We start from the raw sequence: 26384 nt of genomic DNA, 5'->3' as shown, positions 1-26384 counted from the left end.
GCGGCTAGGTCAAGCGTCAGCGCTGTCGCGGCTGGGGGTCGCCGGCACGTGTCGCGGCACTCGCCGCCATGGCGAGGACCCGGGCGCGGGTCTCCGGTTCCAGCCCGGCGAGAACCTCGGCCGCTTCGCGCAGGCTGACCGCGCCCTGCAGCGCTGCCTTGGGGTCGATCTTGGCGAGGATCGCAATGGCCGCCTTGGCATCGACCACGGTCGCCTCAGGCTCGTTCTTCGTGCCGTGCACGGGCGAGTTCAGCGCGATCACGCCGACGATCGCCAGGCTGCGCAGAAGATAGGCCATGCTCGGTCCCCATCCGGTTCCGGGCTCCCCAGCCCGCGAATGTGAGAACCTTAGCGCGTGGACCAAAAGATCAGGTGTCGCCGAAAGCGTCGATTTGAATCAAAGGCGGCCTATCGTCTTCAGCATCCGTTCACCTTGTGGCCAACAACAGCTGACGTGGAGTAGCGCGCTGAGATCCGTGCAATTTGTTGAAAAACAAAGGTTATTTTTGCGAACGCCGAGGAAGTGCCCGGTTTCGGGCCCGGTCTCTTTAAGCCCCGCTTAAACGGCAACCATGAGGATCACAGCAACAAGGCGGGGCGTAAGTGCCCATGGCCGGCAGAGGTGTGCGTTTGCGGTTTTCCAGTTTGATGACGGCGGTAAGGGCGCAGGTCGCGGCGATGGTCCATCCATCGGCGCTGGCCGATTCGCTTGAACGCATGCGTCACGAGCGCTTCATGCTGACGAGGCTCGTTGTCTCGACCGCAGCGCTCAGCCTGATGCCGGCCTATGTCGCCTGGCGCGGCCGCATCGGGGCGCTCGAACTGCTCGTGCTCGTCGCGATGACACTGCCGCTTCTGGCGGTCTTCCTGCTCTCGCGCACTGGGCGGCTCGACCTCGCGCACTGCATTTCCGGCGCCGCCCTGACATTGCTGATCACCACGCTCGCCTGCCTGACCGGTGGAGCCGCCTCGCCATTGCTGCTCTGGCTTGCGGCAGTTCCGGCCGAAGCGATGTTCTTCGGCTCCCGCTCCTATGTGGCGCGCGCCGGGGCGCTTGCGGCCATCGGCCTCGGTGCTGTGGTTGCCCTGCAGGGGATGGGGGCAATTGTCGAACCGGCATCCTGGACCTGGCAGGCGACGCCTGCTTTCGCCGCGATCGCGATCCTGCTCACAGCATTGATCACAGTCGGCTTCCTCTATCGCCGTGACGATGAGCTACGCGAGCACCGCGCGTCCGATGCGCGGGCGCGACTGATGCTCGAGCATGTCGGCGATCTCGTCACCTGGCACGATGCGGCCGGCTCCGTCGTCTTCGCCAACGAGGCCGCCCGTGGCCTGATCGGGGCCGAGCCAGCCCAGTTGTTCGGCCGTGGCCTGTTCGATCGCGTCCACATCGCCGACCGGCCGCTCTTCCTCAAGGCGCTGAGCGATGCCGCGCATGGCAGCGGCCGGGCCAACGCCTGTTTCCGTGTCCTGTTCGTCCCGACGGGCAGCGATGGGCATGCCTCGGCGAGCCCGGTCGTGCGCTGGCTTGATCTCAGTGTTCGGCGGATCGAGCAAGCGAGCCCGCATGGCGTCGCAGCCGTCGTTGGCGTCAGCCGCGACGTCACCGACCGGCATGCGATCGACGAGGAGCGCGAGCGCAACCACGCCGAAGCGGTCAAGGCGAGCGACGTCAAGGGGCAGTTCCTGGCGACCGTCAGCCATGAGCTGCGCACCCCGCTCAACGCCATCATCGGCTTCTCGGAGATGCTGGGTGGCGAGCTCGGCCCTTCCTTCAGTCCGGCGCAACGTCAGGAATACGCCAGGATCATCCATGATTCCGGCCAGCATCTGCTCGATGTGGTCAACACGCTGCTCGACGTCTCGAAGATCGAGAGCGGAGCGATGACGATCGAGCAGGACTCGCTCGACATGGCGGAACTCGCCGCGGATTGCTGCAGTGTCGTCGCGCTCAAGGCCAAGACCGGATCGGTCGTGCTCGAGCGGATCATCGGTCCGGACCTGCCGCAGCTGCTTGGCGACCGGCGCGCCCTGAAGCAGGTGATGCTCAACCTTCTGTCGAACGCCATCAAGTTCACGCCCGCAGGGGGGCGCGTCACCCTCGCTTTGGTGCGCGATGGCGGGATGATCGACCTGTCGGTGTCCGATACCGGCATCGGCATCGGCGCGGCGGACCTGCCACGGCTGGGCGATCCCTTCTTCCAGGCCAAGTCATCCTACGATCGCGCTCATGACGGCACCGGCCTTGGCTTGTCGGTGGTGCGCGGCCTGGTCGGCTTGCATGGCGGCACACTCACCATCGAGAGCGCGCCCGGCGTCGGTACCCGTGTCGGCGTCCGCCTCCCGCTCGGCGGCATTTCTACTGCGTGCGAGCCGGCGCGCATCGCAACCTTCGCCCGCGCGCCACGCCGCGGCCTCGACACCAAGCAACCTGTTCGCCTGACCGCCTGACCGAGAGCTTAAAGACCATGTCAGCCACGCTCGCCGCCCGCGCCCGCTCCGATGCGACGCTGTCGATGCCCGCCCGCCGCTCCGCCGGCCGACGCGCCCCCTCGGCGCCAGCCCGGCTCCTGCGCTGGTTTGCCCGGCGCCCGGGCCGCGGGCTGGTCGTGCTCCTCTTCGCGGCCGTGTCGGTGCTGATCGTCTTGAACGCCGTCCTGTTCCAGAAGGGCCGCCACCCGGCGCCGATGCTGTCGCCGCCGTCGCAATCGGCGGCGCGGCCGGCCGAGCGCCGGGCCGAGACGCCGGCAGTCGCCGAACCCGCGAATTCGGCGGTACCAGCCCAGCAGGCCATCATGCCGCCAGCGCGGCCCGGCGCGCTGGCACCTGCCGCCCGCGATGCAGCGCCGCGCCCGCCGGCGCCGGTCGCGCCTGCCCAGCCGCGGCAGGCACAGGCGGCGCAGGCCCCCGCTCGCCCGGCTCCGGCCGCTCAGCCAGCGGCGGCACGCGACCCGATCGCCGACCTGATCAACGGCGCCGATATCCGGCCACCGGCGGATATCCGGGGACAGCGGCGCTGACCTCCGTGGTCCGCGGATTGCGGGGGCGCTCTTCGTGCCCCGCCTGACCAGCGATTTCTGGGTCTCGGCCTATCTGCGCCAGGCGGCTCGTGACGGGCTCGTCGCGGTGTTGCGTCGGCGCGGCGCCCGCGAGGCCGGCGCCGTTTTCGTCAAGCTCGACCGCCTCGACGGCACGGCCGCACTCTATGGCCCGGCGCCGCAGGCGCTGGCCGACGAGGCCGGCGAGCGCCGTTTCCAGCTCGTGCTCGACGCCGATCCGCTCACGGTCGAGGATCGGGTCGCGCGCGAAGTGCGCTTCGACAGCGATCTCTGGCTGGTCGAGATCGAGAACCGCGCCGGCGATGCGCAGCTCGAGCTCGTAGAGGGATAACGTCAGCCGTTACCGCCGCCGAGCCTGCGCCGCACCTCTTGAACGATGCCGCGCGCGGGAGCGCGCTCGGCGCCGGACCGGGCCGGCGTGCCGCTCGGATCCATCGCAGGCTGCAGGGTTCCTGGACGGGCATGGCGTGGCGCAATTCCCCCGATCTGCTGTGCCAGTCGGCGCGCCACTGTCGGCTGCACGGAGCGCATCAGCTCGACCAGCGCAAAAATGCGCTCGACCGAGCGCGCCGCGTCGTCGCCGAGCCCGATCAGGAAGCGCGTCGCATCCTCCGGGCTCGCGCCGCAGCCGATCAGCACCAGCGCCGCGAGCCGACGCGATTGATCGTTCGCCATGGCCGTTGCGAAGCGCCCATCGCTGCCGAAGGCATCCGCCAGCGCCGCGAAGGCACCGGGTCGATCGGAGAGCGCCGTCGCGACCAGGCCTGCGATCTGCTCGGCAGGAAGCGTTGCCGGTCGCGGCGAGGGGGCTAGCGCCTCATAAGCCACGACGGCGTCGATCATGGCGAGGCGCTTTTCGAGGCTCGCCTGCAGGAAGAGCGGCGTCAGCTCCGACACGGGCAGATCAGCGCGGGCCAGCAGGCTCGCACCGAGCGCGGGTGCGCGGATTGCACGCGGCAGCAACAGGTCGAGCGCCGCATGCGGTAGCGGCGCTGCTGTATTGGCGACCAGCGCCGCGTCGATCTCGGCATTGTCGCAGCCGGAGAGCGTGATGCTGGCGCTGTCGGTGAGATCACGCCGGCCGGCGAGAGCCACTCTCGCCTCGCTGTCCCCCTCGGCTGCGATCTCCTCGATCTCTGTCGCGCTGAGCGGCATGCCATGGGTGATCAGCGCAGCCAGCACCTCGCCCCCGCGGGCGCGCAGGTCCGCGAGGACCTCACGCGGCGCATGCGGCCAACTCGCGAGCTTGCGGGCGAGGATCGTCGCCGTTGCATCGTCGATCATCGGGATCGAGGCTTCCGCCATGGCGCGGAAGGCTTCCATGTCCTCAGTCGACGGGCTCGGCGTCGCCAGCAGCAAATCGGTCTTCACCCGCAGCGCGACCTGGCGCAGATCGAGCCCGCCATCGCTGGCCAACCTGGCGAGCTCGGCGAGATCTGTGGCGATGCGGGACGACATGGGAGATTTCTCGTCGACGAATTTCACTTTTCGGCAACTTATCCCCGATGCGTTAGCACAGCGTTAACCATGATGGGCGCTGATGGTCGGGAGGATGGCGGCGTAACTCGCGCGTGAGTCCGATCTTACGTGTCGTCCGCGAATTGGGCACAGGCGCCAGCAAGGGAGGCGCATCATGGCAGACGTCATTCCTTTTGCGCCGCGCAGGCGCTTCGCCAGCCAGAGCCCCGCAGCGGTGGGCCCTTCCGGGCAAATCCTGTTCTTCACCGGCGTACGCTACGAGCGCCAGCCGGAGCCCGCTGCGAGCAAGCCGCCGCGCCGGCCGCGCCCCGCAGGCCGCGGCGAGCGCGAGACGCGGCGCAGGCGGCCTGGGTGAGAGCTGCGGATCGTGATTTTGGATTGATCCAAGATCATCACGATCCGTTCTTGAGAGTTCGAGTGGGATTCATGCGAAGAACCGGTTCCCACTTTTTCGCATCCCACTCGGTCGCAACGGCGGCACTCTCCTGCGTTCTGCTCGCCGGCTGCTCGACTACCGGCGATCTCGGCCGCCCCCGTCCGAACATCTTCGCGGACCAGATTGCACCGGCTGTCGGCGAGTGGAGCGCGCGCTTTCGCGGCGAGGCCTCCTCCTGGTTTCATATGACCGACGATGAGGAGCAGTTGCGGGCCCGCGCCTGGCGGATCGTCCTGCCGGCGCATGAGCGCAGTCATTTCGAACGGGAGGTCTCCAAGCTCGCCCATGCCCGTATCCTGCCGGTCGAGGCCCAGTCGAACGATGTCGCCTCTTATCATCGCGCCCTGACCTCCGGCTCCTTCGCCTCGCAGGCGTCGCGCTACAACCGGCTTGCCGAAGACGCCAATGGCGACCGGCTGCTGCTCAGCCAGTTCCGCGCCAATGCCTTGCGGGTGATCAATGCCGATCGCGCCCGCCTGCGTGCCCTCGACGCCTCTCAGCAGGTACCGCCCGAGCAGCGCGATCCGGCTACTCAGCGCATCGCCGAGAATGAAGGGCTGATGCTCTGGGTCTGCGAGCGCGCTCGTTTCAGGCTGAAGAGCTATCGCTTCTCGCTCGACAACCTCGTTGTCGAGATGCCCTCGCGGGAGGCCGTTCGGGCCGAGCGCGCCATCATGGGGCTGGAAAGCGAGCTAGGCGGCGCCTGCAATCTGCCGCTGATCGGCATCTTCGCCGGAAAGGGCGACGGCGCGCCGGCGGAGCGGGGACCCGTCGTCTACAAGGGCTAGCGGGCTTGCGTCCGATCTCCGATTTCAGGCGCAAAACAGGATTCCCATTCCCGTGGAATTAGGTCTAGCCTGCCGAATATGAGCTGGCGAACGGTGGAGTGACCCCATGTCAGTCGCACACGTCAGGTTCACGCCCTCGGTCGCGGCGGAACCCCCCAGCGATTCGCCTGCCGACCAGGGGCATCGCCACGAAGCCGGCGTCGTCGCCTCGAGTGTTTACGCCCATGGCGTGCGCATCGCCGACGTCCCGATTGATGAGGCCGGCGAATGGGCCCGCAAGGACGGCCATGTCGTCTGGATCGGATTGCTCGAGCCCGAGGCGGCGCTGCTGAAATGCGTGCAGGAGCAATTCGGCCTGCACCCGCTTGCGGTCGAGGACGCGACCAACGCCCATCAGCGGCCCAAGCTCGAGCAATATGGCGACGCGCTGTTCGTCGTCGCCCGCACCGCCCAGATGGTCGACAAGCGCATCGCCTTCGGCGAGACGCATATCTTCATCGGCCGCGGCTACATCGTCAGTGTCCGCCACGGCGCCTCGACCTCGTACACATCGGTCCGGCAACACTGGGAGACTTGCCCGACCTCGCTGGCCAAGGGCGAGGATTTCATCCTCTACGCGATCCTCGATTTCATCGTCGACAATTACATGCCGGTGCTCGAGTCGATCCATGATGAGGTCGAGGAGATCGAGGACAAGGTCCTCGCCAGGCCGATGACGCGCGGGGACATCGAGCGGCTCTACATGCTCAGGCGCGATCTCCTGCGCCTGCGCAACGCGGTCGGGCCGCTGGTCGATGTCTGCCAGCGCCTGAGCAATGGCAGCGTGCCGCAGGTGCGCCCGACGCTCGCACCGATGTTCCGCGACGTGACCGACCATGTCCGCACTGTCCAGGAGAAGATCGACAGCTTGCGCGAGGTGCTCGCCTTCGCCTTCGAGGCGAGCCTGCTCGTCGGCCAGAGCCAGGAGAATGCGATCACCAAGCGGCTCGCCTCCTGGGCGGCCATTCTCGCGGTACCGACCGCGCTTGCCGGCATCTACGGCATGAACTTCAAGAACATGCCGGAACTGGAGATGCATTACGGCTATTACGGCGTCCTGACGGTGATCATCACCACCTGCCTGACGCTGTTCTGGCGCTTCAAGCGCAATGGCTGGCTCTAGGGTATTTTCGAGCGAGATGGACTAATCCGCCAGTCCACACGCCACGCCGGTCGCCAGTGCTTCCGCCTCGCTGCGGTCGAAGGCACGGCGGACGATAACCCGCGCGACGACGAGGCCCTGCAGCGAGGGCGAGACCACACGCAGTTCCCGCGACGTCTCGCCCTCCTCGTCATTGGCCAGCCGGTCGTCCAGCTGTTCCTGCGTCATCACCACGAATTCGAGGACGCCGCGGATCGCCGCCCGGTCGGTAATCGCATAGGCGACGCCGCCGCCGCGGCGGTGAACGGTGAGACCGAGCGGCAACGAGGCGGTGCGAGCGACGACGCGTAGCGGACCCGCCGCGAGGTCGTAGCTGCACACGGCCGCGACACTGTTCGGATCGGCGTCAAGCATGGCAGGCAGCCCGGCCGGCGGCGGCGTCACTAGCTCGGCCCGGCCGTTCATGCCCAGTGCGGCGTAGACGGTGGCAGCGTCGCCCGAGGCCAAAGCGGGGACCCTCAGCACGGTGACGATGTGGACGATGCCGGCGAGTACCAGCCCGGCCAGCGTCAGCAACATGAGCCGCAGTAGCCTGCTCCTGAGCCGTGACAGCCAGCGGCGAGGCCGCGATCGGTCCGTGACCGTGGACCGGCTTGCCGTAGGCAACGCTCCGATATCGTCCGCAGCACTCATTGGCAGTCGATCCGTGCGATGCGGGGCAGGGCGCTTGGCCTGAGTTCGCCGGCATGGCTCGATATCGGCGTGTCGTAGAGCCGCAAGCGGAGTTGGAACCGGCCGCCCACCGGCAAGGGCAGCCAGTTGCCGGCCTCGGGCGCCGTGGCCAGCACGATGCGCATGCCGCCGCGTTCGCCGCGGACGATCTCCGCATCGGTGAAGCTCGCGCGCTCGACGGTGGACTGCAGGGAACGGCCGGCGGGGTCGGCGATATCGAGCGACCAGCCACGCGCCGGTGGCGTTGTTCCGCCGACGAGATAGCGGCAACGGGCGTCGAGCGCCTGTCCAGCATCATCTGCCTTGGCGATGAGCTCCAGGCCTTCACCGGCTCCGAGCGGCAGATGAACGCCGCGCGCCAGATAGGCCCGCATATAGGGATCGATGTCGCGCGCGCCGCTGTTCGGCCAAGTCGTCCAGGCACCGATCTGGGCCCGGCCGAACCAGGGCCGCTCGGCCACCGCGTAGCGGGCGGAGACGAGGCCGAGCCCGGCGCCGAGCGCGATCACATAAGCGAGGGGGAGCACGCGCATGGGATGATCTTGGTTCGCATTGGCGGTGATAGCCTAGCGAATGACGGAGAGACCGGTGGGAGCGCCCCGGATCCCGGCCTGGACGGAGGCGCGGGCGGCCCGCGGAGCCTCGACCGACTTGAACATCGTGCCGACGGCGGAGAGCACCTCGAAGGATTTGCGCGACATATGGCCGGCGTTGGCACCGGCTGCGGGATCGCTGGCTTTCGCAACCACTGTCTTGGCGTCGCCCGGCTGCGGCGTCACGCCCGGGATCGGCTTCAACTCGATGCCTTGATGCGCGAAGCCCATGATCTCCTTCCAGGTCATCGCTGGCAGCGAGCCGCCGGTCATGTTGTTGGTCTCGGAGGAATCATCGTTGCCGAACCAGATCGCGCCGACGAGATTGCCAGTATAGCCGACATACCAGGCATCCTTGTAGCCGTTGGTCGTGCCGGTCTTGCCGGCGCTGACGACGCCGTCGAGCGCAGCGCGCCGGCCTGTGCCGGCTGTCGGCACGGTCGACAGCATCTGATTCATCTCGAAGGCGACCTGCGTGCTCAGCACCTGCGCCGGCGCGGGTTCGTCGCGGTCATGGCGGTAGATCTCCTCGCCGCCCGAGTTGCGGATATCGAAGGCGGCATAGGGCTTGGCCCGCTTGCCGCCATTGGCGAAGACGGCATAGCCGGCTGCCTGGTCGATCACGGTCACCTCCGCCGCCCCGATCGGCAGCGAGACGGTGTCGGTCAGCGGCGTGGTCAGACCCATGGCCCGGCAGGTCTCGACGATCTTCATCCGGCCGATGCGCGCGGCGCGCGCCTCGTGCGTCTCGCCGGTGGCCTTGCCGATCGCGATCGACATCTGCACCGGGATCGTATTGATCGACTTCGCCAGCGCCACCGTCAGCGGCATCGAGCCGGCATAGGAGCGCCCGTAATTGTTGGGGCACCAGTTGCCGATGCAGACGGGCCGATCGGTGACAACAGTCGTCGGCTTGTAGAGCCCGGCGCTCATCGCCGCAGCGTAGACATAGGGTTTGAAGGAAGACCCCGGCTGGCGCAGGCTCGATGTGGCGCGGTTGAACTGGCTCGCGCCATAGTCGCGCCCGCCGACAATGGCGCGCACGGCCCCGTCCGGGTCCATGATCACCGCCGCCGCCTGCTTGGCGCGATAGGCCGGGCCGTGCTGGCGCAGGATCGACTCGACCGCCTCATCGGCGCGCTTCTGGATCGCAGGGTCGTAGGGCGTCTTGACCGTCAGTACCCGTTCCGGGCCGAGCTTGCCGTCCTCGGCGAGCTTGCGGGTCTCGTCGAAGGCCCAGTCGAGATAGTAGTCCGGACTGGAATCGCGCCGCCGGTCGATTGGCGTCGCGGGATTGCGCTTGGCCGAATCGACCTGGCCGGCCGTCATGAAGCCGGCGTCGACCATGGCGTTGAGCACGTCATTGGCGCGGGCGCGTGCCGCCGGCAGGTTGACGTGCGGAGCGAACTTGGTCGGGGCCTTGAACAGGCCGGCCAGCATCGCCGCCTCCGCCAGGCCCACATCCTTCACCGACTTGCCGAAATAGTAATCGGCGGCCGCCGCGACCCCGAACGTGCCGCCGCCCATATAGGCGCGGTCGAGATAAAGCTTGAGGATCTCGTTCTTGGTCAGCCGGTATTCCAGCCAGAGCGACAGGAAGGCTTCCTTGATCTTGCGGTCGAGCGAGCGCTCGTTGTTGAGGAAGAGGTTCTTGGCCAGTTGCTGGGTGAGCGAGGAGCCGCCCTGGACGACGCCCGAGGCGCGGGCGTTGACGGTGAGCGCCCGGAACGTCCCGATCACGTCGATACCGAAATGGTCGTAGAAGCGCCGGTCCTCGGTCGCCAGCACCGCCTTGAGCAGATGGTCCGGGAACTCCTCGAGCTTCAGCGAGTCGTCATGGCGGGCGCCGCGATGGCCGATCTCCGAGCCGTAGCGGTCAAGGAAGGTGACGGCGAAGACCTGGTTCTTGAGCGCCTCTTCGCGCCCCTCCTGGAAGGCCGGGATCGCCAGCATCAGCATGACGATCGCACCGGCGATGCCGACGTTCAGCCCCTCGCTGGCAAGTTCAGCGGCGAGCCGTTTCGGCCCGCTGACGGTCAGCCGGTCGGTCGCGCTGCGGATGCGTTCATAGATATCGCCGGCGCGATGGCCGGCCGCATAGAGCGAGGCACCGATCCACGCATCCACACTGAGCGCGAGGCGCTTCAGGCGGGTCGTCCAGCGGGCCTTCCTGAACTCCATCACGGCTTTGCGCCACCTTGAGCATGCCGGCGGCTCGCGCTCGCGGCGTCCCGGGCCGGCCAGCGAACGCCCGACCCGATCACAGAAGGTAAGTGCTCGACGCCTGCAACGGAAGAGGGCAGCGGTGGAGCTGCACGGCAAAAACGGGTGTTCTGCGCGGTATGCTCAATCCTTCGTCGCGAGCAGTGCGAAACGGGTTGAGGAAGCCAGCCGCAGCGCATCGTGCAGAGCGGCGTGGCGCTGCTGCGCCTTGACCACCTGCGCGTAGTCGGCGGGCTCGACCTGGGCAAAGCCGGCTTGCCGCAGCATGCCGGAGAGGCGCTCCGCGCTCAGGCCCTCGCGGAAGAAGAAGCGGCTGGTGATCGAGTCGAAAGCCGCGCGATCGGCGCCATGCGGGGCGGCGCCGGCGCGCTCACGCAGGAAGGTCGCCGCCCGGTTGAGCAGGCCCTGCAGCCAGGAGCGGTTGATCCAGTCGCCGTCGATCACGAGCAGCTTGCCGCCGGGCTTCAGGACCCGGAACCATTCGGCGAAGGCCGCTTCGGGATCGGTCAGCGTCCAGACCAGATGGCGCGTCACCAGCGCATCGTAAGTGCCATCGTCGTCGAGCAAGCGCTCGGCGTCGCCCGCAAGGATACGGGCCTTGTCGCCATGCTTGGCGCGGGCGCGAGCCAGCATCTCCTCGGAGAAATCGATCGCGGTGACTTTGTGGCCGAGCGAGAGCAGCGCGCGGGTGATCTCGCCGGTGCCGCAGGCGAGATCGAGCACCTCGCGCGGTTCAGCGCCGAAGGATTGCCGCAGCAGCGACTGGAAGGCGGCGAGTTCGGCGTCCGACTTGATGGCGTGGCCGACCTGCTGGTCGAAGGTGGCGGCCCGCCCGGACCAATAGGACCGGATTTCCTCCTTGAGGGAGAAATTGGCGCCGGGAGTTGAGAAGCTGCTGTCGGACATTTGCGGTTCGCCGCGCTGAACTTGAAAGGGGCTTATTCCGCTGCCTGGGCGGGCGCAAGCTGCGCCTCGCCATAGCTGCACCGGCGGGCTGAGCCATGGACGACGACGAAGGGCGTCTCGCCCTCTGCTGCCTCGACGCGGGCGACGACGCCATAGACCTCTTCGAGCAGGGCCGGCGTGATGATCTCGCGCGGATCACCGAAGGCGGCGAGGCGTCCCTTGGCCAGCACCATCACTTTGTCGGCGATGCGCAGCGCCTGATTGAGGTCGTGGATCGCGATCAGCACGCAGACCTGCCGCTCGCGCGCCAGCCGCGAGACGAGGCTCAAGACCTCGAACTGGCGGTGCAGGTCGAGCGCGCTGGTCGGCTCGTCGAGCAGCATGATCTCGGGGCGGCGCACCAGCGTCTGGGCGATCGAGACGAGTTGGCGCTGGCCGCCCGAGAGCTCGCCGAGACCGCGGAAGGCGAGGTCGGCGATGTCGAGTGCGTGCAGCGCCTCGTCGATGGCCGCGAGCTCGTCGTCACCGACACTCCAGGAGCCGCCCTGCTTGCGCGCGAGCAGGATCGATTCGTAGACGGTCAGCACGGCGTTCACCGCCGTATCCTGCGGCAGATAGCAGGGCGTCTTGCCGTGGGCGCTGACGACCTCGACCGAGCCCGCTCCCGGGATCAGCCCAGCGATGCGGCGGAACAGGCTCGACTTGCCGGCAGCGTTGGGGCCGATCACGGCGACGACCTCGCCGCCCTTCATCTCGGGGGTGGTGATCCCGCTCAGGACCTGGCGCTTGCCATAGGCGACACCGACATCGTTGAGCGCGAGGCGCCTCACCATGAGCGCCTCCGGCTGGTCAGGATCAGACTGAAGAAGAAGGGCACGCCGACCAGCGCGGTGACGATGCTGATCGGGAAGATCAGGCCGGGGATCAGCGACTTGCTGACCACGGAGGAGGCCGACAGGATCGCCGCGCCGGCCAGCGCCGAGGCCGGCAGGAAGAAGCGCTGGTCCTCGCCGATCACCATCCGGGCGATATGCGGGCCGACCAGGCCGATGAAGCCGATCGTGCCGACGAAGGCGACCGGCACCGCGGCGAGCAGGGCCACGAGCAGCATGGTTTCCAGCCGCAAGTACCTGACGTCGATGCCGAAGCTCGCCGCCTTCTCGTCGCCGAGCCGCAGCGTCGTCAGTGCCCAGGCCCGGCGCGCGAACAGCGGGATGCAGAGGACAAGCACGGTCGAGGTGATCGCCAGCTTGTGCCAGTTCGCCTTGGTCAGCGAGCCCATCATCCAGAAGACAACGGCCCCTAGCGCCTGCTCGGAGGCGAAGAACTGCAGCAGCGAGAGCAGAGCGTTGAAGGTGAAGACCAGCGCGATGCCGAGCAGCACCACCGTCTCGGTCGTGACGCCGCGGCGCTGGCTCAGCACATGGATGAGCATGGAGGCGCCCATCGCCATGATGAAGGCGTTGAGCGGCACGATGTAGTCGATCGCGAGCGGCACGATGGCGACGCCGAAGACCAGCGCCAGCGCCGCCCCGAAGCTCGCTGCCGCCGAGATGCCGAGCGTGAACGGGCTCGCCAGCGGATTGTTCAGCACGGTTTGCATCTGCGCACCGGCGATCGCCAGCGACGCGCCTGTAACGACCGCCATCAGTGCGACTGGCAGGCGGATGTCCCAGATCACCACCCTGACTGCGGCGGGTGCGGTCGAGGGCGAGATCAGTGCGTTGACGACCTCGGTTACGCTGTAGCGGGCCGGGCCGAGCATCAGGTCGACGATCAGGCAGGCGAGCAGCACGGCGGCGAAGCCGACGAGGATCAGCTTGCGGCGCAGCGACAGCGCCCGGTAGGCGTCGCGGCCATGGGCTACGGTCCGTGGTGCCTCCGCCGGCTCAGTCACGATCTCGTCGGCGCTGGCCGGAGCAAGACTCATTTGCCGGCCTCGAGCGAGACCCACAGGCCGGGCTCGTAGGGCAGCGGCAGGAAGCGCTCGTGCAGCGTCTTCATGGTCGCGCCGGGGTCGACGTCCTTGAACAGATCGGGGTGCAGCCACTTCGCGATCTCCTGGATCGCCACGAACTGATAGGGGCTGTTGTAGAACTGGTGCCAGATGCCGTGGACACGGCCGTTCCTGACGGCCGCAGTCTGGGTGAAGGCCGGGCGCTTCATCAGATTGGTCAGCTTGCGGCGAGCCTCGGTCATGTTGGCGCCGTAGCCGAGCCCGACCCAGTTGCCGCCCGGGACATAACCATCCCAGTTGCTGCCGGTGACGATCACGACATCGGGGTTGGAGGCGACTATCTGCTCGGCGTTGACGGTGCCGAAGGTGCCGGGGATCAGCGGGGCCGCCAGGTTCCGGCCGCCGGCGAAGTCGACCATCTTGCCGAAGTTCTCATTGCCGAAGGACATGCAGCAATCGTCGGAATAGCCGCCGGCGCGCTCGACCATGACGAGCGGGCGCTTGAGATCGCCTGCCTTGGCGAGGCGATCGGTCACCACCTTGATCTGCTCGGCGCGGAACGTGATGAAGTCCTCGGCGACCTGCTCCTTGCCGAAGAGCTTGCCGATCAGCCGCATCGACGGCTCGGTGTGCTCGAACGGCTTCTCGCGGAAGTCGACATAGACGACGGGAATGCCGACCGAGGCGAGCTTCTCGACCAGCTTGGCCTCGTCGCTGGCGATCTTGGCCTCGATGTTGAGGAAGAGCACGTCGGGCTTGAGCGAGATCGCCTGCTCGATGTCGAAGGCGCCTTCCTTCATACCGCCGAAAGTCGGCAGCTTGGCGATCTGCGGATAGCGCTTCTCATAGGCGCGGTAGGTCTCGGGATCGGCCTTGCCGAGGTCGTCACGCCAGCCGACGACGCGCTTGAACGGCTCGTCCTTGTCGAGGGCGCCGACGAAATACATCTGCCGGCCTTCGCCGAGGATGATCCGCTTGACCGGAGCCTCGACCTCGATCTTGCGTCCGACGATATCGGTGACGGTCACCTTGTCGGCCAGCGCGGGGAGGGCTCCGATTGTCAGGCCGGCGATGATCGTAAAGGCGCGCAGCAGATATCGGCGGGTCAGCATCGGGAGGGCTCACGAACAGGGAATTCTTCCTCCCGTTAGGCCGATCCGAGTATTCGGTCAATTTTCATAGATTATAACGCCTCTAAACAAAGATTAGAATGAATGTAAGATTATGGGTGAGATACCCCTTGCTGCGACGCTGGCGCGCTTCCCTCTGCCGCTGCGGCGGGGCATAAGCAGCCATGGCCGGCCCGATGATCGATAGCGCGCCCTTCTGGCGCACCAAGACGCTCGAGGAGATGACCGAGGCGGAGTGGGAATCGCTCTGCGACGGCTGCGGCCGCTGCTGCCTGGTCAAGCTCGAGGATGACGACACCGGCAGGCTCCACGCCACCGATATCGGCTGCCGCCTGTTCGACGCATCGACCTGCCGCTGCCATGACTACGCTAACCGGTCGAAGACGGTTCCCGATTGCGTCACGCTCACGCCGGACGCGGTCCGCACGCTGTCCTGGCTGCCGCCGACCTGCGCCTACAAGCTCGTCGGCGAGGGCAGGGACCTGCCCTGGTGGCATCCGCTCGTCTCGGGCGATCCGCAGACGGTGGTTGCCGCAGGCGTGTCCGTCAGGGACCGCGTCTACGCCAATGAGGACGAGGTTGCCGAGGACGAGATCGTCGAGCGCATCGTCAATTGGCCGCTGCGCTGGCCGAAGGCGGCGCGCGGCAAGAAAGCTGGCTGAACGTGGGTCGTTTCCGGCTTTGGGCTACCGGAACCGCAGATTCTCGCGCGACAATTGATCCAGCCTGGTCACGCCCATCAGCTTCATGCCGCGCTCGACCTCTATCTTGAGCTGGCCGAGGGCGCGTTCGACGCCGGGCTGTCCGGCGGCCGCGAGCGGATAGAGGTAGTAGCGCCCGACGCCGACCGCCTTGGCGCCGAGCGACAGCGCCTTCAGCACATGCGAGCCACGCTGGATGCCACCATCCATGATCACGTCGATGCGGTCGCCGACGGCGTCGACGATCTCAGCAAGCTGGTCGAAGGCGGCGCGCGAACCGTCGAGCTGGCGGCCGCCATGATTGGACAGGATGATACCGGTGCAGCCGATCTCGACGGCTCGCTTCGCGTCGGCGACCGACATTATCCCCTTCAGGCAGAACTGCCCTGACCAGAGCTTGACCATCTCGGCGACATCGTCCCAGGTCATCGACGGGTCGAGCATCTCGGTGAAGTAACGGCTGATCGACATCACGCCGCCGCCCATGTCGACGTGGCTGTCGAGCTGCGGCAGGCTGAATTTCTCATGGGTGAGGTAGTTCAGCGCCCATTGCGGCTTGATCGCGAACTGCGTGATGCCGGCGAGGTTGAGCCGGAACGGGATCGAGAAGCCGGTGCGCAGGTCGCGCTCGCGATTGCCGCCGGTGATGCTGTCGACGGTCAGCATCATCACCTCGACGCCCGCCGCCTTGGCGCGCTCCATCATGGCGCGGTTCAGGCCGCGATCCTTGTGGAAATAGAACTGGTAGACCTGCGGGCTGCTATGGGCCTTGCGCAGCTCCTCGAGGCTGACGGTGCCGAGCGAGGAGACGCCGAACATGGTGCCATGGCGGGCGGCCGCCGCGGCGACCGCGCGCTCGCCCTGATGATGGAAGAGCCGCTGCAGGGCCGTCGGCGAGCAGTAGAACGGCACGGCGAGCTTCTGCCCCATCACGGTGACAGAGGTATCGACGGTGGTCACGCCGCGCAGGACACTCGGAATGAGATCGCACCGCTCGAAGCTCTCGGCGTTGCGCCGGAGCGTGACCTCGTCATCGGCGCCCCCGTCGATGTAATTGAAGATCGGGCCCGGCAGCCGCTTCCTCGCGAGGGTGCGGAAGTCATGGAAATTGTGGCAGTCGTTCAGGCGCATCGTTCGCTTCGGCGTTGTTCTGGAAAGCGGGCGAGACAGGCAACCACTGGGTCGATGGCGCCGCCGCGCCGAAAGGCGGGATAGAATCCTATCGCGCAGCGGCGACCTTGGCCATATTGCGCCGCCTGTCGCTGTGCTGCCGATTGGCGCGGTGCATGCTCATTGATTGTTCATGCGCTTTTCGGCATGACCACGCCGCGCAGGTGCGCCGCAGCAGGTGCTGCCGCAAATGCGAAACCATGCGGGCGCGCCGGCGTTCAATGCCGGTCACCAACGTTGGGAAAGGCAGGCTATGGCAGGCGAGAAGTGGGTCTACACCTTCGGCGACGGCAAGGCGGAAGGAGAGGCGGGCATGAAGAACCTGCTCGGCGGCAAGGGCGCGAACCTGGCCGAGATGAGCAATCTCGGTCTTCCGGTGCCTCCGGGCTTTACCATCACCACCGAGGTCTGCACCTGGTACTACGACAACGGCAAGAAGTTCCCGGCTGCGCTCGAGGCTGAGGTCAAGGCGGCGCTGGCCGGCATGGCCAAGCTGACGGCCAAGACCTTCGGCGACCCGGCCAATCCGCTGCTCGTCTCGGTCCGCTCCGGCGCCCGCGCCTCGATGCCGGGCATGATGGACACTGTCCTCAATCTCGGCCTCAACGACGTCACCGTTGAAGCCGTCGCCAAGGCCTCGGGCGATGCCCGCTTCGCCTATGACAGCTATCGCCGCTTCATCACCATGTACTCGAACGTCGTGCTCGACATCGACCATGGCCATTTCGAGGAGGCGCTCGAGGACTACAAGGAGCGCAAGGGCCTCAATCTCGACACCGATCTTACGGCCGATGATTGGAAGGTGCTGGTCGGCAAGTACAAGGAGATCGTGAAGAAGGAGCTCGGCTCCGACTTCCCGCAGGACCCGAACGAGCAGCTCTGGGGCGCTGTCGGCGCCGTCTTCTCGTCCTGGATGAACGCCCGCGCGATCAAGTATCGCGAGCTCAACAGCATCCCGGCTTCCTGGGGCACGGCGGTCAACGTCCAGTCGATGGTCTTCGGCAATATGGGCGAGACCTCGGCGACCGGCGTCGCCTTCACCCGCAACCCCTCGACCGGCGAGAACGCGCTCTATGGCGAGTTCCTGATCAACGCCCAGGGCGAGGACGTGGTCGCCGGCATCCGCACCCCGCAGGACATCACCGAGGCGGCCAAGGCCGCCGCCAAATCCGACAAGCCCTCGATGGAGAAGGCGATGCCGGAGGCCTATGCCGAGCTCTGCCGCATCTACGGCATCCTCGAGAAGCATTACCGCGACATGCAGGACATGGAGTTCACCATCCAGGAGGGCAAGCTCTGGATGCTGCAGACCCGGTCCGGCAAGCGCACCGCCAAGGCGGCGCTCAGGATCGCGGTCGAGCTCGCCCGCGAGGGCCTGATCACCGAAAAGGAAGCGGTCGGCCGTGTCGAGCCCGGCGCGCTCGACCAATTGCTGCATCCGACCATCGACACCAAGGCCGAGCGGCGCGTGCTGACCGGCGGCCTGCCGGCCTCGCCCGGCGCCGCCGCCGGCGAGGTGGTCTTCACCTCGGAGGCGGCCGAGGCCGCCAAGAAGGGCGGCAAGAAGGTCATCCTCGTGCGCGTCGAGACCTCGCCTGAGGACATTCACGGCATGCACGCCGCCGAAGGCATCCTGACCACGCGCGGCGGCATGACCTCGCATGCGGCGGTCGTGGCGCGCGGCATGGGCAAGCCCTGCGTCTCCGGCGCCGGCCAGATTCGCGTCGACTACGCCAAGGGCACGATGACCGTGGGGCCGACGACGCTGAAGGCCGGCGACTTCATCACAATAGACGGCAGCAGCGGCCAGGTGCTGCTCGGCGAGGTCAAGATGCAGCAGCCGGAGCTCTCCGGCGACTTCCGCACGCTGATGGGCTGGGCCGACAAGGTCCGGCGTCTCAAGATCCGCGCCAATGCCGAGACCCCGCGCGACGCCAAGGCGGCGCGCGAGTTCGGCGCCGAAGGCATCGGGCTTTGCCGCACCGAGCACATGTTCTTCGACGCCGGCCGCATCCTCGCCGTGCGTGAGATGATCCTGGCCGAGGACGAGAAGGGCCGGCGAGCTGCGCTTGCCAAGCTCCTGCCGATGCAGCGCCAGGACTTCGTCGAGCTCTTCGCCATCATGCAGGGTCTGCCGGTGACGATCCGCCTGCTCGATCCGCCGCTGCACGAGTTCCTGCCGCACACCGATGACGAGATCGCCGAGGTCGCCTCGGCGATGGGCACGACCATCGACAAGCTGAAACGCCGCGCCGCAGAACTGCACGAGATCAACCCGATGCTCGGCTTCCGCGGCGTGCGCCTCGCGGTCGCCTATCCCGAGATCGCCGAGATGCAGGCCAGGGCCATCTTCGAGGCGGCGGTGATCGCCGCCAAGGAGACCGGTCATCCGGTCATCCCCGAGGTGATGGTGCCGCTCGTCATGGGCGCGCCCGAGCTCGATCTAGTCAAGGACCGCATCGATGCGATGGCCGAGGCGGTTCGCAAGGAGAGCGGCAGCGAGCTGACCTATCAGGTCGGCACCATGATCGAACTGCCACGTGCCGCACTGCGGGCGGAGGAGATCGCCAGGAGCGCTGAATTCTTCTCCTTCGGCACCAACGACCTGACGCAGACGGCGCTCGGCATCAGCCGCGACGATGCCGGCTCCTTCCTCGGTGCCTACACCGCGCGTGGTCTGCTCGAATCCGATCCCTTCGTGACGATCGATCAGGATGGCGTCGGCGAGCTGGTCAGGATCGCCGTCGAGCGTGGTCGCAAGGCCCGGCCGGACATCAAGCTCGGCATCTGCGGCGAGCATGGCGGCGATCCCGCCTCGATCGGCTTCTGCGAGAGCATCGGCCTCGACTACGTCTCCTGCTCGCCCTTCCGCGTGCCGATCGCGCGCCTTGCCGCCGCCCAGGCGGCGCTGGGGGCGATCAAGGCCAAGGACGCCTGAGAAGCGGGGAGGGCGCGATCCATCATGGCGACACGCGCCCTCACCACCATCGGCTTCGATGCCGACGACACGCTCTGGCAGAACGAGCAGTTCTTCCGGCTGACGGAGGATCGCTTCGTCGCGCTGCTCGGCGAGCATGGCGAGGCGGCCGAGATCTCCGGCAAGCTGCTCGAGGCGGAGAAGCGCAACCTTGCCTTCTACGGTTTCGGTATCAAGGGCTTCACCCTCTCGATGATCGAGACTGCGATCGAGATCACCCGCGGCCAGGTCCCGCAGTCGGTGATCGGCGAGATCCTCGCCGCCGGCCGCGAGATGCTGACCCATCCGGTCGAGACCCTGCCGCACGCGCAGGGCACGCTCGCCGCGCTCGCCGGCCGCTACCGGCTGGTGCTGATCACCAAGGGCGACCTCTTCGACCAGGAGCGCAAGCTGGCGCAGTCCGGCCTCGGCGACTTCTTCGACGCGGTCGAGATCGTCAGCGACAAGAGCGCCGCGACCTATACGAAGCTGTTCGCGCGCCATGGCGATGGGCCGGGGCAGGCGCTGATGGTCGGCAATTCGCTGAAATCCGACATCGTTCCGGCGCTCGCCGCCGGCGCCTGGGCGGCTTATGTGCCGCATGATCTGACCTGGGCGCTGGAGCATGCCGAGGAGCCGACGGGCCACCAGCGTTACCGCAAGCTGGCCGACCTCGGCGGATTGACGTCGGTGCTGCGTGACATCGAGTCCTGAGGTCACTCGCCTGCGCCGCGTCGCGCGATATCTGATCGGGCTTGCTGCCATCGCCACTGCGGTTGCCACTTTGCTCGGTCTCCTGGCTGGGGTCGTTCCCTATCTGGAGCTGATCAATCATTTCCGCTGGCTGCTGCTCGCTGTTTCAAGTCTGGTCGTGGCTGCGGCCTGGTGGGCGGGTGGTCGTGCGCTGCTTCGCATCAGCGCTTCTGTTCTGATCGCAAACCTCGTGCTGGCGTCGCTGCCGCTCATGGCCCAGGCCTCGTCGGCTGCTCGACCGACCCTGCGCGTGACGACGTTCAATCTCTGGATCGGCAATCGCGAGCCACAGGCGGTGGTCGGCTTCCTGCGTGAGACCGACGCGGATGTCGTCGTGCTTCAGGAAATCGGCAACCGTCTGGAACAGGAGATCGTCCCACAGCTCAGGGATAAGTATCCGCACGTGGTTTCCTGCGCCCGCCGGAACTGCGGTCTCGTCCTGCTGTCGAAGCACGGCTGGCTCGACGCGGGCTTCTCGGATCGCACGCGTCTGGCTCCGCCGATCGTCTGGGCGCGTTTTGCCGGAGCGGGCAGGCCCTATGTGGTCACCGGCCTGCACCTCGCCTATCCGTTTCAACCGGCGATGCAGGTCGATCACATCGATTGGCTCGCCGAGCGTTTGCGGCAGGCAAGCGACACCCAGATTGTGGTCGGGGACTTTAACCTCACCCCCTTTTCGCTCAAGCTCAACGCTTTGGCGTTGAAGGCGAATTTGCGCCGCCACGCGACGTTGGGCGCGTCATGGCCTGCAGACCGTTACGTGCCTGTCGTCTTGCTCGATAATCTGCTGGCCAGCCCCGAGGTCAGGGCGGTCGATGTGCGCTATGGCGCCGGCAGTTACGGCTCGGACCATTACCCGGTGACGTTCGATATCGCGCTCGATTGACGGCGCGGTCGGCGCAAACTGGACCGACCTTGCAATTTGTGGTAGATCGACCGATGTAAGACGAGATGCGGCCGGTTCTGGCCAATCCTCCGCGCGGGTATTCCGACCGGCGGGCCACTTCAGATCCACCACACGTCGCTACAAGACCATGGCAAGGCGTCCGCGCGTCCGGTTATGGGTTCCACGAATACGCGGATCTGAAGTGCAAGGATTAGTCCCGATATGAACAAGGGCACCGTCAAGTGGTTCAACGCCACCAAGGGCTACGGCTTCATCACCCCTGAGAACGGCGGTCAGGACATCTTCGTCCACATCTCCGCCGTCGAGCGGGCTGGCCTGCGCGAGCTGCGCGAGGGCCAGGTCGTCTCGTACGAGCTGATCGCCGATCGCAAGACCGGCAAGTCCTCGGCCGGCAATCTCGCCGTCGCCTGAAGATACGATCCGGGCGGACTGTTCCGGTCCGTCCGTTCCAAGATCGGGCTGGCACGCCTGTCCTCGGCCTAATGGCCGAACGATGGGGCGTGCCATGCTCGTTACACCATATCCTCCGGCGCAGTGGCTAGCGGTTCGCCGGGCGGAAAGAGACCATGCGTAGACCGAGATGGCATGCCGAGGCGCTTCCGTTCACCACGTGCGCCCCTGTCATCCGGCTCAGAAAGACCTGATTTGACAAAGTTCACCGACCTCGGCCTGGCCGAGCCGCTTCTCAAAGCGCTCGCCGCCGAAGGTTACGAGACGCCGACGCCGATCCAGGCGCAGGCGATCCCTTCCATTCGCGACGGTCGTGACCTGCTCGGGGCCGCCCAGACCGGCACCGGCAAGACGGCTGCGTTCTCGCTGCCCATGCTGCACCGGCTGATGAACCAGCCGCGGCGCATGCAGCTGCGTTCGGTGCGCGCGCTCATTCTGTCGCCGACCCGCGAACTCGCAGCCCAGATCGAGGCGAGCATCCGCACCTACGCCCAGTTCACCCCGCTGAAGTCGACGGTGATCTTCGGTGGCGTGCCGGTCGGCAAGCAGATCCGCGCGCTCGGCCAGCATGTCGACATCCTCGTCGCCACGCCCGGCCGCCTGCTCGACCTTGTCGACCAGCGCGCCGTATCGCTCCGCGAGATCGAGTTCCTGGTGCTGGACGAAGCCGACCAGATGCTCGACCTCGGCTTCATTCATGCGCTGCGCAAGATCGCGACGCTGATTCCGAAGCAGCGCCAGACTCTGCTGTTCTCAGCGACCATGCCGAAGGCGATCCGCGAGATCGCCTCCGCCTATCTGACCGATCCGGTCGAGGTTGCGGTCGCGCCGGTCGCGACCACTGCCGAGAAGGTCCACCAGCGCGTCATCTTCACTGAGGCCGGCCAGAAGCCGGCGCTGCTGGCGAAGACCCTGAGCGTTCCCGAGATGGAGCGCGCCATCGTCTTCACCCGCACCAAGCATGGCGCCGACAAGGTCGTGCGCCAGCTCGATCAGTCCGGCATCGCGTCTGCCGCGATCCATGGCAACAAGAGCCAGGGTCAACGCGAGCGTGCGCTCGGCGCCTTCCGTGATGGCGAACTGCGCATCCTGGTCGCGACCGATATCGCCGCCCGCGGCATCGACGTCGACGGCATCAGCCATGTCGTCAATTTCGACCTGCCGAACGTGCCCGAGACCTATGTCCACCGCATCGGCCGCACCGCGCGCGCCGGGGCGTCGGGCGTGGCCATTGCCTTCTGCACGCCGGAAGAGCGCGGCGATCTCGCCGCGATCGAGAAGCTGACCAAGATCGCGCTCACCCCGATCGGCGACGTGCCGCATTGGGACGGCCGCACCCCGAAGAAGCCGCCGCAGAATCGCGGCGGTCGCAGTCAGGGGCAGGGCCGGCCGCAAGCGCAGAACGGCCAGCGTCGCGACGGCAGGGGCGGGCAGGGCCGCAACGGCCAGCGTCCGGAACAAGGTGAGCGGCAGGAGCAGCGTCGCGAGCAGCCGCGGCCGCATCAGGCGCGACAGGAGCAGCCGCGCCATGAGCGCCCCGCTCCACGCCATGAGGCGGGTGGCGCGCGAAAAGAAGCGGTTTCCGGCAAGGAAGGGCTTGGCGGCGTGGCGTTCTTGCAGCAAAGAACGGAACAACGACGCACAGGCGGCGGACGGCGGCGCCCGAACTGATACGCGCTACAGCCAAGGGCCGAGCCGATACGGCTTGGCCCTCCTGCCGCAGACAAGACGAAGGATCAGCGAATGGCGAAAGAAGAACTGCTCGAATTCGACGGCACCGTGGTCGAGGTGCTTCCCGACGGCAATTATCGGGTGAAGCTCGACAATGATCACGTCATCCTGGCCTATGCGGCCGGCAAGATGAAGAAGAACCGCATCCGCACCATCGCCGGCGATCGCGTGGTCGTCGAGATGTCGCCCTATGATCTCGATCGCGGCCGCATCAATTTCCGCCAGAAGACCGCGAGCCCCGGCCCGATGCCGCCTCGCCCGCAGAACTTCCGCCGGCGCTGACACATGCGCTTCAGCCGGCCCGAGCAGTATTTCGCCGCTGCCGGCGTCGGGCTGGGCGCGTTCGCCTCGCTGGCCGTCAACAATGGCTGGATCGCCAAGGGCGGCACCTTCCCGCCCTTCGTCTATGTGCTGCTGGCGCTGGCGCTGGTCGAGGTCGTCGCCGGCTTCGTCACCAAGCAGGCGCCGGGCACGCTCTTCTCCATGCCTGCCCGCATCCTCGCCTTCGCGCTCGGCATCGGCGTGCTGATCCTGCTGACCGGCGGTCTGGCCTGAACCAAGGCCGTCATTCTCGGCTGCAGCGAAGCGGAGAGCCGGGAATTTCTCGACGATAAGGCGCTGATCAGAGCCTCAGCCGGGCTGAGATGCTCGGGGCAAGCTTGAGCATGACGCGCATTTCCATTCGTATCTGCAGACAAAAAAAGCCCCGGCCGAAGCCGGGGCGTGAGGTGTTTGTTACGTGGTGACAGGTACTACGTAGAAAACTCGAAAAACTCAGTAGCCCGACCGGGCCCAGTATTGCGAACCGGGACTGACCAGGACCTGGCGCTGACGGGTCGCATATTCGGCGGGCACGGTCTCGTGCACAACACGCGTCGCACTGACCATCACGCGCCGGCTACGCTGGCCATAGACGGCGGGAACGACGTCGTAATCGACCGAGGCCGGCGCCACTTCGACGGTACGCTGCTGATAGCCGTACTGCGCAGGGACATACACCCAGCAGCCGGTGGTCTGGCCGTAAGCGTCGCGGCTGACGTCCCAGCGCTTGGTCGCCGGCGAGATCAGGACCTTCTCGGAGACGGTCTTGTACTGGGCCGGGATGTGGCGGGCGATGCGGCGCTCCGGCTGGACCACCACCTTCTCGGTGACGGTATCGTATTCGGCGGGAATGACCCTGGAATAGGTGCGCTCGGGGCGCACGACATAGCTTTCGTCGACCGCCCCGTAGACCGGCGGCTTCGAGACCAGCTTGTAGCAGGAGCCGCCACCGCAGCTGCTGACGGGCGCGCTGTAGCAGGAAGAGCCGCCGCAGCCGCCGGCCACAGCCGGGGCGGCAAGGCCGACGAGGGCCGTGGTGGCGAGCGCCGAAAGCGAAAGAAGCTTGAACGTCATAGCTGACTCAACCCTGCATTGCGCCGCGATGCCGCTGCGTCGTTGGAGAGAGAAAGCCTGATGTGATCTATGAAGACAAGGTTAACTGCGAAACAAGGTAAAATTAACCAGTCTGGCTCAGCTGCGGGTGACCTATCCCGCAGCTGGAACGCTCGGCGAAGCGAATACTTGGTGACGTCGGGACCGGTCGGAAGTGCGGCCGAGCCGGCTCCGCCGAGGCTGGCCTCACTCGATCGCGCCGCGCTTCATGCCGAAGCCTTCGATATAGCAGCCGCAGGACGAGTTTCTCGGCGCAGGCTCGGCTGCGCACGAGCCGCGCGAGGTCAGGCAGACATCGCCGAAGCGGCGGCGCTGGGGCCGGTCATAGCCATAGCGCGGGCCGTCATCGCGATAGCGCGGGCGGTCGTAGCCATAGGGTGGCGGTGGTCTGTCGTAGTCGTAGCGCGGCGCCGGCCGGTAATAGGGATCGTAATACTGAGCGTTTGCGCTCGACATGGACGAGATGGCCGTGCCGATGAGAGCGGCGAGAGCGAGCGTCCTGATCATGCCTGTCCTCCTAGTCCCTCCGGATGCAGCCGGATGCAGATCATAGGAGGCCAGGATAAGGGCCGTTCGATGAACGGTGCCTGAGCGCAGGCCCCCCTGCATTCACCGGTGAAGTGCAGGGCGGCCGCGCGGTGGCGAATGGGGGCAGCCGGCAGGCCGTGTCAGGTCAGCTGCCAGCCTTCATGCTGGCAGCCCAGTAGTCCTTGACCTGCTTGACCAGTGTCCCGGGCAACGGGACATAGCCGAGCACTGTGGCATCGGCCGCGCCGCTCTCGAAGGAGAGCCGGAAGAAGTCGAGCACTTCCTGCGTGCGGCGCGTCCGCGGCTTCGGCACCAGGGCGAAGGTGGTGGCGACGATCGGGTAGGCGTCGACGCCCGGTGCATCTGTCAGCATCAGCCCGAAATCCTTGGCCTTGGCCCATTCGGCGCTAGCGGCGGCCGCGGTGAAGCTCGCCGGATCCGGCTTCACGAAGGCGCCGGCCTTGTTCTGCACCTGGGCATAGGCGAGGCCGGCGCGCACGACCTGGCCGAACTCGACATAGCCGATCGCGTTCTTCGTCCGCTTCACCGCGTCCGTCACACCCTGGCTGCGCTCGGCGCCCTTCCCGACCGGCCAGGCGACTTGCGTATTGACGCCGATCTTCTCGCGCCATTCCGGGCTCGCCTTGGCGAGATAGTCGGTCCAGTTGAAGCTCGTGCCCGAACCATCGGCACGATAGATCACGCTGATCGGGGCATCGGGCAGCTTCAGCTCGGGATTGGCCGCCTTGATCGCCGGATCGGACCAGAGCTTGATCTTGCCGAGATAGATGTCGGCGAGCAGGGCGCCGGTGAACCTGATCTGGCCGGGGCCGACGCCGTCGAGGTTCACCACGGGGACGATGCCGCCCATGACGATCGGGAACTGGATCAGGGCCGAGCGCTGCAATTCCTCGGAGGAGAGCGGCCGGTCGGAGGTGCCGAAATCGGCGGCGCGCTGCGTGACGCGGACCTCGCCGCCGAGCGAGCCGACCGGCTCGTAGTCGACGCCGATGTCGAGCGGGGTCATCTCGGCGCCGTCCGACTTGGCGACGCGATAGCTCTGCGCCCATTTGCCGATGACCGGGAAGGCAAAGCTCGAACCGGCGCCGGTGATCGGCTCGGCGTAGGCAGGCGCCACCGACGAGGCAAGAAGGACGCTGGCGACAGCCAGCTTGGCCAGGAGCTTCATGCGTCTATCCACCCTGTCGGGCCCGCAAAGGGGCAAGATCAACAGGGTTACGCTAGGGCGGCGCGGTGACGCTGCGATGACGGGGCGGTCCGGGCAAACGAAAGGCCCCGCCGGCGCG

General features: G+C 66.9%; 27 protein-coding genes. 14 read left to right on the top strand and 13 right to left on the bottom strand.

Annotated elements, in window-relative coordinates; all coding sequences use genetic code 11:
* Nucleotides 1–16: 16 nt before the first annotated feature.
* Nucleotides 17–298 carry a hypothetical protein gene (locus BLM15_RS14420; protein WP_126113410.1) on the bottom strand — a complete coding sequence of 94 codons (282 nt, stop codon included), beginning with the start codon at nt 296–298 and terminating at the stop codon, nt 17–19.
* Nucleotides 299–735: 437 nt separating this feature from the next.
* On the opposite strand from BLM15_RS14420, the gene BLM15_RS14415 reads away from it, so the two are divergent.
* The 3 genes from BLM15_RS14415 to BLM15_RS14405 are packed head-to-tail and all read left to right on the top strand — an operon-like array spanning nt 736 to nt 3393.
* Nucleotides 736–2454, top strand: coding sequence for a sensor histidine kinase (locus BLM15_RS14415; protein WP_164547517.1), 1719 nt, complete (start codon nt 736–738; stop codon nt 2452–2454).
* A gap of 17 nt (nt 2455–2471) precedes the next feature.
* A complete protein-coding gene (locus BLM15_RS14410; RefSeq protein ID WP_126113408.1) occupies nt 2472–3023 on the top strand; it encodes a hypothetical protein in 552 nt (183 codons plus the stop codon).
* Nucleotides 3024–3057: 34 nt separating this feature from the next.
* Nucleotides 3058–3393, top strand: a complete 336-nt coding sequence (locus tag BLM15_RS14405; protein WP_126113407.1) for a DUF1491 family protein — start codon at nt 3058–3060, stop codon at nt 3391–3393.
* Nucleotides 3394–3395: 2 nt separating this feature from the next.
* Here the strand turns inward: BLM15_RS14405 and BLM15_RS14400 are convergent, their stop codons facing one another.
* On the bottom strand, nt 3396–4520 hold the full coding sequence (locus BLM15_RS14400) for a DUF2336 domain-containing protein (RefSeq protein WP_126113406.1): 1125 nt from the start codon (nt 4518–4520) through the stop codon (nt 3396–3398).
* A 175-nt stretch (nt 4521–4695) separates the two neighbouring features.
* Here BLM15_RS14400 and BLM15_RS14395 point away from each other — a divergent pair, with 175 nt between their 5' ends.
* The 3 genes from BLM15_RS14395 to corA all read left to right on the top strand — a co-directional run bounded on the left by BLM15_RS14395 (nt 4696) and on the right by corA (nt 6927).
* Nucleotides 4696–4896, top strand: coding sequence for a hypothetical protein (locus BLM15_RS14395; protein ID WP_126113405.1), 201 nt, complete (start codon nt 4696–4698; stop codon nt 4894–4896).
* Between the two features lie 71 nt (nt 4897–4967).
* On the top strand, nt 4968–5765 hold the full coding sequence (locus BLM15_RS14390) for a hypothetical protein (RefSeq protein WP_126113404.1): 798 nt from the start codon (nt 4968–4970) through the stop codon (nt 5763–5765).
* Nucleotides 5766–5871: 106 nt separating this feature from the next.
* The gene (corA, locus tag BLM15_RS14385; protein WP_126113403.1) at nt 5872–6927 is read left to right on the top strand and encodes a magnesium/cobalt transporter CorA; all 1056 of its coding nucleotides are present in this window, start codon (nt 5872–5874) and stop codon (nt 6925–6927) included.
* Nucleotides 6928–6948: 21 nt separating this feature from the next.
* Here corA and BLM15_RS14380 read toward each other — a convergent pair whose 3' ends face one another.
* From BLM15_RS14380 to BLM15_RS14350, 7 genes are all read right to left on the bottom strand, one after another.
* Entirely contained in the window at nt 6949–7485 is a 537-nt protein-coding gene (locus BLM15_RS14380) for a DUF1254 domain-containing protein (RefSeq protein ID WP_126113402.1), read from the bottom strand.
* A gap of 110 nt (nt 7486–7595) precedes the next feature.
* On the bottom strand, nt 7596–8171 hold the full coding sequence (locus BLM15_RS14375; protein ID WP_126113401.1) for a DUF1214 domain-containing protein: 576 nt from the start codon (nt 8169–8171) through the stop codon (nt 7596–7598).
* Nucleotides 8172–8204: 33 nt separating this feature from the next.
* Entirely contained in the window at nt 8205–10412 is a 2208-nt protein-coding gene (locus BLM15_RS14370; protein WP_126113400.1) for a transglycosylase domain-containing protein, read from the bottom strand.
* Nucleotides 10413–10577: 165 nt separating this feature from the next.
* Nucleotides 10578–11360 (bottom strand): class I SAM-dependent methyltransferase, encoded by a 783-nt coding sequence (locus tag BLM15_RS14365; protein WP_126113399.1) that lies wholly within the window; start codon nt 11358–11360, stop codon nt 10578–10580.
* A gap of 32 nt (nt 11361–11392) precedes the next feature.
* A complete protein-coding gene (locus BLM15_RS14360; protein ID WP_442859459.1) occupies nt 11393–12190 on the bottom strand; it encodes an ABC transporter ATP-binding protein in 798 nt (265 codons plus the stop codon).
* Nucleotides 12187–13290, bottom strand: coding sequence for a FecCD family ABC transporter permease (locus BLM15_RS14355; protein WP_126113397.1), 1104 nt, complete (start codon nt 13288–13290; stop codon nt 12187–12189). Before BLM15_RS14355 ends, BLM15_RS14360 begins: the two co-directional genes overlap by 4 nt.
* Nucleotides 13287–14429 (bottom strand): ABC transporter substrate-binding protein, encoded by a 1143-nt coding sequence (locus BLM15_RS14350; protein ID WP_126113396.1) that lies wholly within the window; start codon nt 14427–14429, stop codon nt 13287–13289. The genes BLM15_RS14355 and BLM15_RS14350 overlap by 4 nt, the downstream gene beginning before the upstream one ends.
* 182 nt (nt 14430–14611) lie before the next feature.
* Here BLM15_RS14350 and BLM15_RS14345 point away from each other — a divergent pair, with 182 nt between their 5' ends.
* Complete coding sequence (locus BLM15_RS14345) at nt 14612–15109, top strand: YcgN family cysteine cluster protein (protein ID WP_236846664.1); 498 nt, start codon at nt 14612–14614, stop codon at nt 15107–15109.
* 24 nt (nt 15110–15133) lie between these two features.
* On the opposite strand, the gene BLM15_RS14340 is transcribed toward BLM15_RS14345, so the two are convergent.
* On the bottom strand, nt 15134–16279 hold the full coding sequence (locus BLM15_RS14340; protein WP_126113395.1) for an alpha-hydroxy acid oxidase: 1146 nt from the start codon (nt 16277–16279) through the stop codon (nt 15134–15136).
* Between the two features lie 292 nt (nt 16280–16571).
* Between BLM15_RS14340 and ppdK the strand changes: the two genes are divergently transcribed.
* The 7 genes from ppdK (at nt 16572) to BLM15_RS14305 (ending at nt 23670) form a co-directional block, all read left to right on the top strand.
* Nucleotides 16572–19256: a pyruvate, phosphate dikinase gene (gene ppdK, locus BLM15_RS14335; protein WP_126113394.1), complete on the top strand. Its 2685-nt coding sequence runs from the start codon at nt 16572–16574 to the stop codon at nt 19254–19256.
* A 24-nt stretch (nt 19257–19280) separates the two neighbouring features.
* The gene (locus BLM15_RS14330; protein ID WP_126113393.1) at nt 19281–19988 is read left to right on the top strand and encodes an HAD family hydrolase; all 708 of its coding nucleotides are present in this window, start codon (nt 19281–19283) and stop codon (nt 19986–19988) included.
* A complete protein-coding gene (locus BLM15_RS14325; RefSeq protein WP_126113392.1) occupies nt 19972–20913 on the top strand; it encodes an endonuclease/exonuclease/phosphatase family protein in 942 nt (313 codons plus the stop codon). Before BLM15_RS14330 ends, BLM15_RS14325 begins: the two co-directional genes overlap by 17 nt.
* Nucleotides 20914–21135: 222 nt before the next feature.
* Nucleotides 21136–21345, top strand: coding sequence for a cold-shock protein (locus BLM15_RS14320; protein ID WP_110488019.1), 210 nt, complete (start codon nt 21136–21138; stop codon nt 21343–21345).
* 234 nt (nt 21346–21579) lie between these two features.
* Entirely contained in the window at nt 21580–23055 is a 1476-nt protein-coding gene (locus BLM15_RS14315) for a DEAD/DEAH box helicase (protein ID WP_126113391.1), read from the top strand.
* Between the two features lie 72 nt (nt 23056–23127).
* On the top strand, nt 23128–23397 hold the full coding sequence (gene infA, locus BLM15_RS14310; RefSeq protein WP_057187732.1) for a translation initiation factor IF-1: 270 nt from the start codon (nt 23128–23130) through the stop codon (nt 23395–23397).
* A gap of 3 nt (nt 23398–23400) precedes the next feature.
* Nucleotides 23401–23670, top strand: coding sequence for a hypothetical protein (locus tag BLM15_RS14305; protein WP_126113390.1), 270 nt, complete (start codon nt 23401–23403; stop codon nt 23668–23670).
* Nucleotides 23671–23889: 219 nt separating this feature from the next.
* On the opposite strand, the gene BLM15_RS14300 is transcribed toward BLM15_RS14305, so the two are convergent.
* The 3 genes from BLM15_RS14300 to pstS form a co-directional block, all read right to left on the bottom strand.
* Nucleotides 23890–24510, bottom strand: coding sequence for a hypothetical protein (locus tag BLM15_RS14300; protein WP_126113389.1), 621 nt, complete (start codon nt 24508–24510; stop codon nt 23890–23892).
* A 225-nt stretch (nt 24511–24735) separates the two neighbouring features.
* Complete coding sequence (locus tag BLM15_RS14295) at nt 24736–25056, bottom strand: hypothetical protein (protein ID WP_126113388.1); 321 nt, start codon at nt 25054–25056, stop codon at nt 24736–24738.
* A 166-nt stretch (nt 25057–25222) separates the two neighbouring features.
* Nucleotides 25223–26266 carry a phosphate ABC transporter substrate-binding protein PstS gene (gene pstS, locus BLM15_RS14290; protein WP_126113387.1) on the bottom strand — a complete coding sequence of 348 codons (1044 nt, stop codon included), beginning with the start codon at nt 26264–26266 and terminating at the stop codon, nt 25223–25225.
* Between the last annotated feature and the right edge of the window lie 118 nt (nt 26267–26384).

It is taken from the genome of Bosea sp. Tri-49 (assembly GCF_003952665.1).
Taxonomy (GTDB): domain Bacteria; phylum Pseudomonadota; class Alphaproteobacteria; order Rhizobiales; family Beijerinckiaceae; genus Allobosea.
The sequence above is the reverse complement of the archived record's forward strand: the minus strand, read 5'-3'. Positions and strand labels throughout refer to the sequence as shown.

Coding starts and splice junctions, on each gene's coding strand:
- BLM15_RS14420 (WP_126113410.1), bottom strand. CDS start 298: ATGGCCTATCTTCTGCGCAGCCTGGCGATCGTCGGCGTGATCGCGCTG.
- BLM15_RS14415 (WP_164547517.1), top strand. CDS start 736: ATGCTGACGAGGCTCGTTGTCTCGACCGCAGCGCTCAGCCTGATGCCG.
- BLM15_RS14410 (WP_126113408.1), top strand. CDS start 2,472: ATGTCAGCCACGCTCGCCGCCCGCGCCCGCTCCGATGCGACGCTGTCG.
- BLM15_RS14400 (WP_126113406.1), bottom strand. CDS start 4,520: ATGTCGTCCCGCATCGCCACAGATCTCGCCGAGCTCGCCAGGTTGGCC.
- BLM15_RS14395 (WP_126113405.1), top strand. CDS start 4,696: ATGGCAGACGTCATTCCTTTTGCGCCGCGCAGGCGCTTCGCCAGCCAG.
- BLM15_RS14390 (WP_126113404.1), top strand. CDS start 4,968: ATGCGAAGAACCGGTTCCCACTTTTTCGCATCCCACTCGGTCGCAACG.
- corA (WP_126113403.1), top strand. CDS start 5,872: ATGTCAGTCGCACACGTCAGGTTCACGCCCTCGGTCGCGGCGGAACCC.
- BLM15_RS14380 (WP_126113402.1), bottom strand. CDS start 7,485: ATGTTGCTGACGCTGGCCGGGCTGGTACTCGCCGGCATCGTCCACATC.
- BLM15_RS14375 (WP_126113401.1), bottom strand. CDS start 8,171: ATGCGCGTGCTCCCCCTCGCTTATGTGATCGCGCTCGGCGCCGGGCTC.
- BLM15_RS14370 (WP_126113400.1), bottom strand. CDS start 10,412: ATGGAGTTCAGGAAGGCCCGCTGGACGACCCGCCTGAAGCGCCTCGCG.
- BLM15_RS14365 (WP_126113399.1), bottom strand. CDS start 11,360: ATGTCCGACAGCAGCTTCTCAACTCCCGGCGCCAATTTCTCCCTCAAG.
- BLM15_RS14355 (WP_126113397.1), bottom strand. CDS start 13,290: ATGAGTCTTGCTCCGGCCAGCGCCGACGAGATCGTGACTGAGCCGGCG.
- BLM15_RS14350 (WP_126113396.1), bottom strand. CDS start 14,429: ATGCTGACCCGCCGATATCTGCTGCGCGCCTTTACGATCATCGCCGGC.
- BLM15_RS14345 (WP_236846664.1), top strand. CDS start 14,612: ATGGCCGGCCCGATGATCGATAGCGCGCCCTTCTGGCGCACCAAGACG.
- BLM15_RS14340 (WP_126113395.1), bottom strand. CDS start 16,279: ATGCGCCTGAACGACTGCCACAATTTCCATGACTTCCGCACCCTCGCG.
- ppdK (WP_126113394.1), top strand. CDS start 16,572: ATGGCAGGCGAGAAGTGGGTCTACACCTTCGGCGACGGCAAGGCGGAA.
- BLM15_RS14330 (WP_126113393.1), top strand. CDS start 19,281: ATGGCGACACGCGCCCTCACCACCATCGGCTTCGATGCCGACGACACG.
- BLM15_RS14320 (WP_110488019.1), top strand. CDS start 21,136: ATGAACAAGGGCACCGTCAAGTGGTTCAACGCCACCAAGGGCTACGGC.
- infA (WP_057187732.1), top strand. CDS start 23,128: ATGGCGAAAGAAGAACTGCTCGAATTCGACGGCACCGTGGTCGAGGTG.
- BLM15_RS14305 (WP_126113390.1), top strand. CDS start 23,401: ATGCGCTTCAGCCGGCCCGAGCAGTATTTCGCCGCTGCCGGCGTCGGG.
- BLM15_RS14300 (WP_126113389.1), bottom strand. CDS start 24,510: ATGACGTTCAAGCTTCTTTCGCTTTCGGCGCTCGCCACCACGGCCCTC.
- BLM15_RS14295 (WP_126113388.1), bottom strand. CDS start 25,056: ATGATCAGGACGCTCGCTCTCGCCGCTCTCATCGGCACGGCCATCTCG.
- pstS (WP_126113387.1), bottom strand. CDS start 26,266: ATGAAGCTCCTGGCCAAGCTGGCTGTCGCCAGCGTCCTTCTTGCCTCG.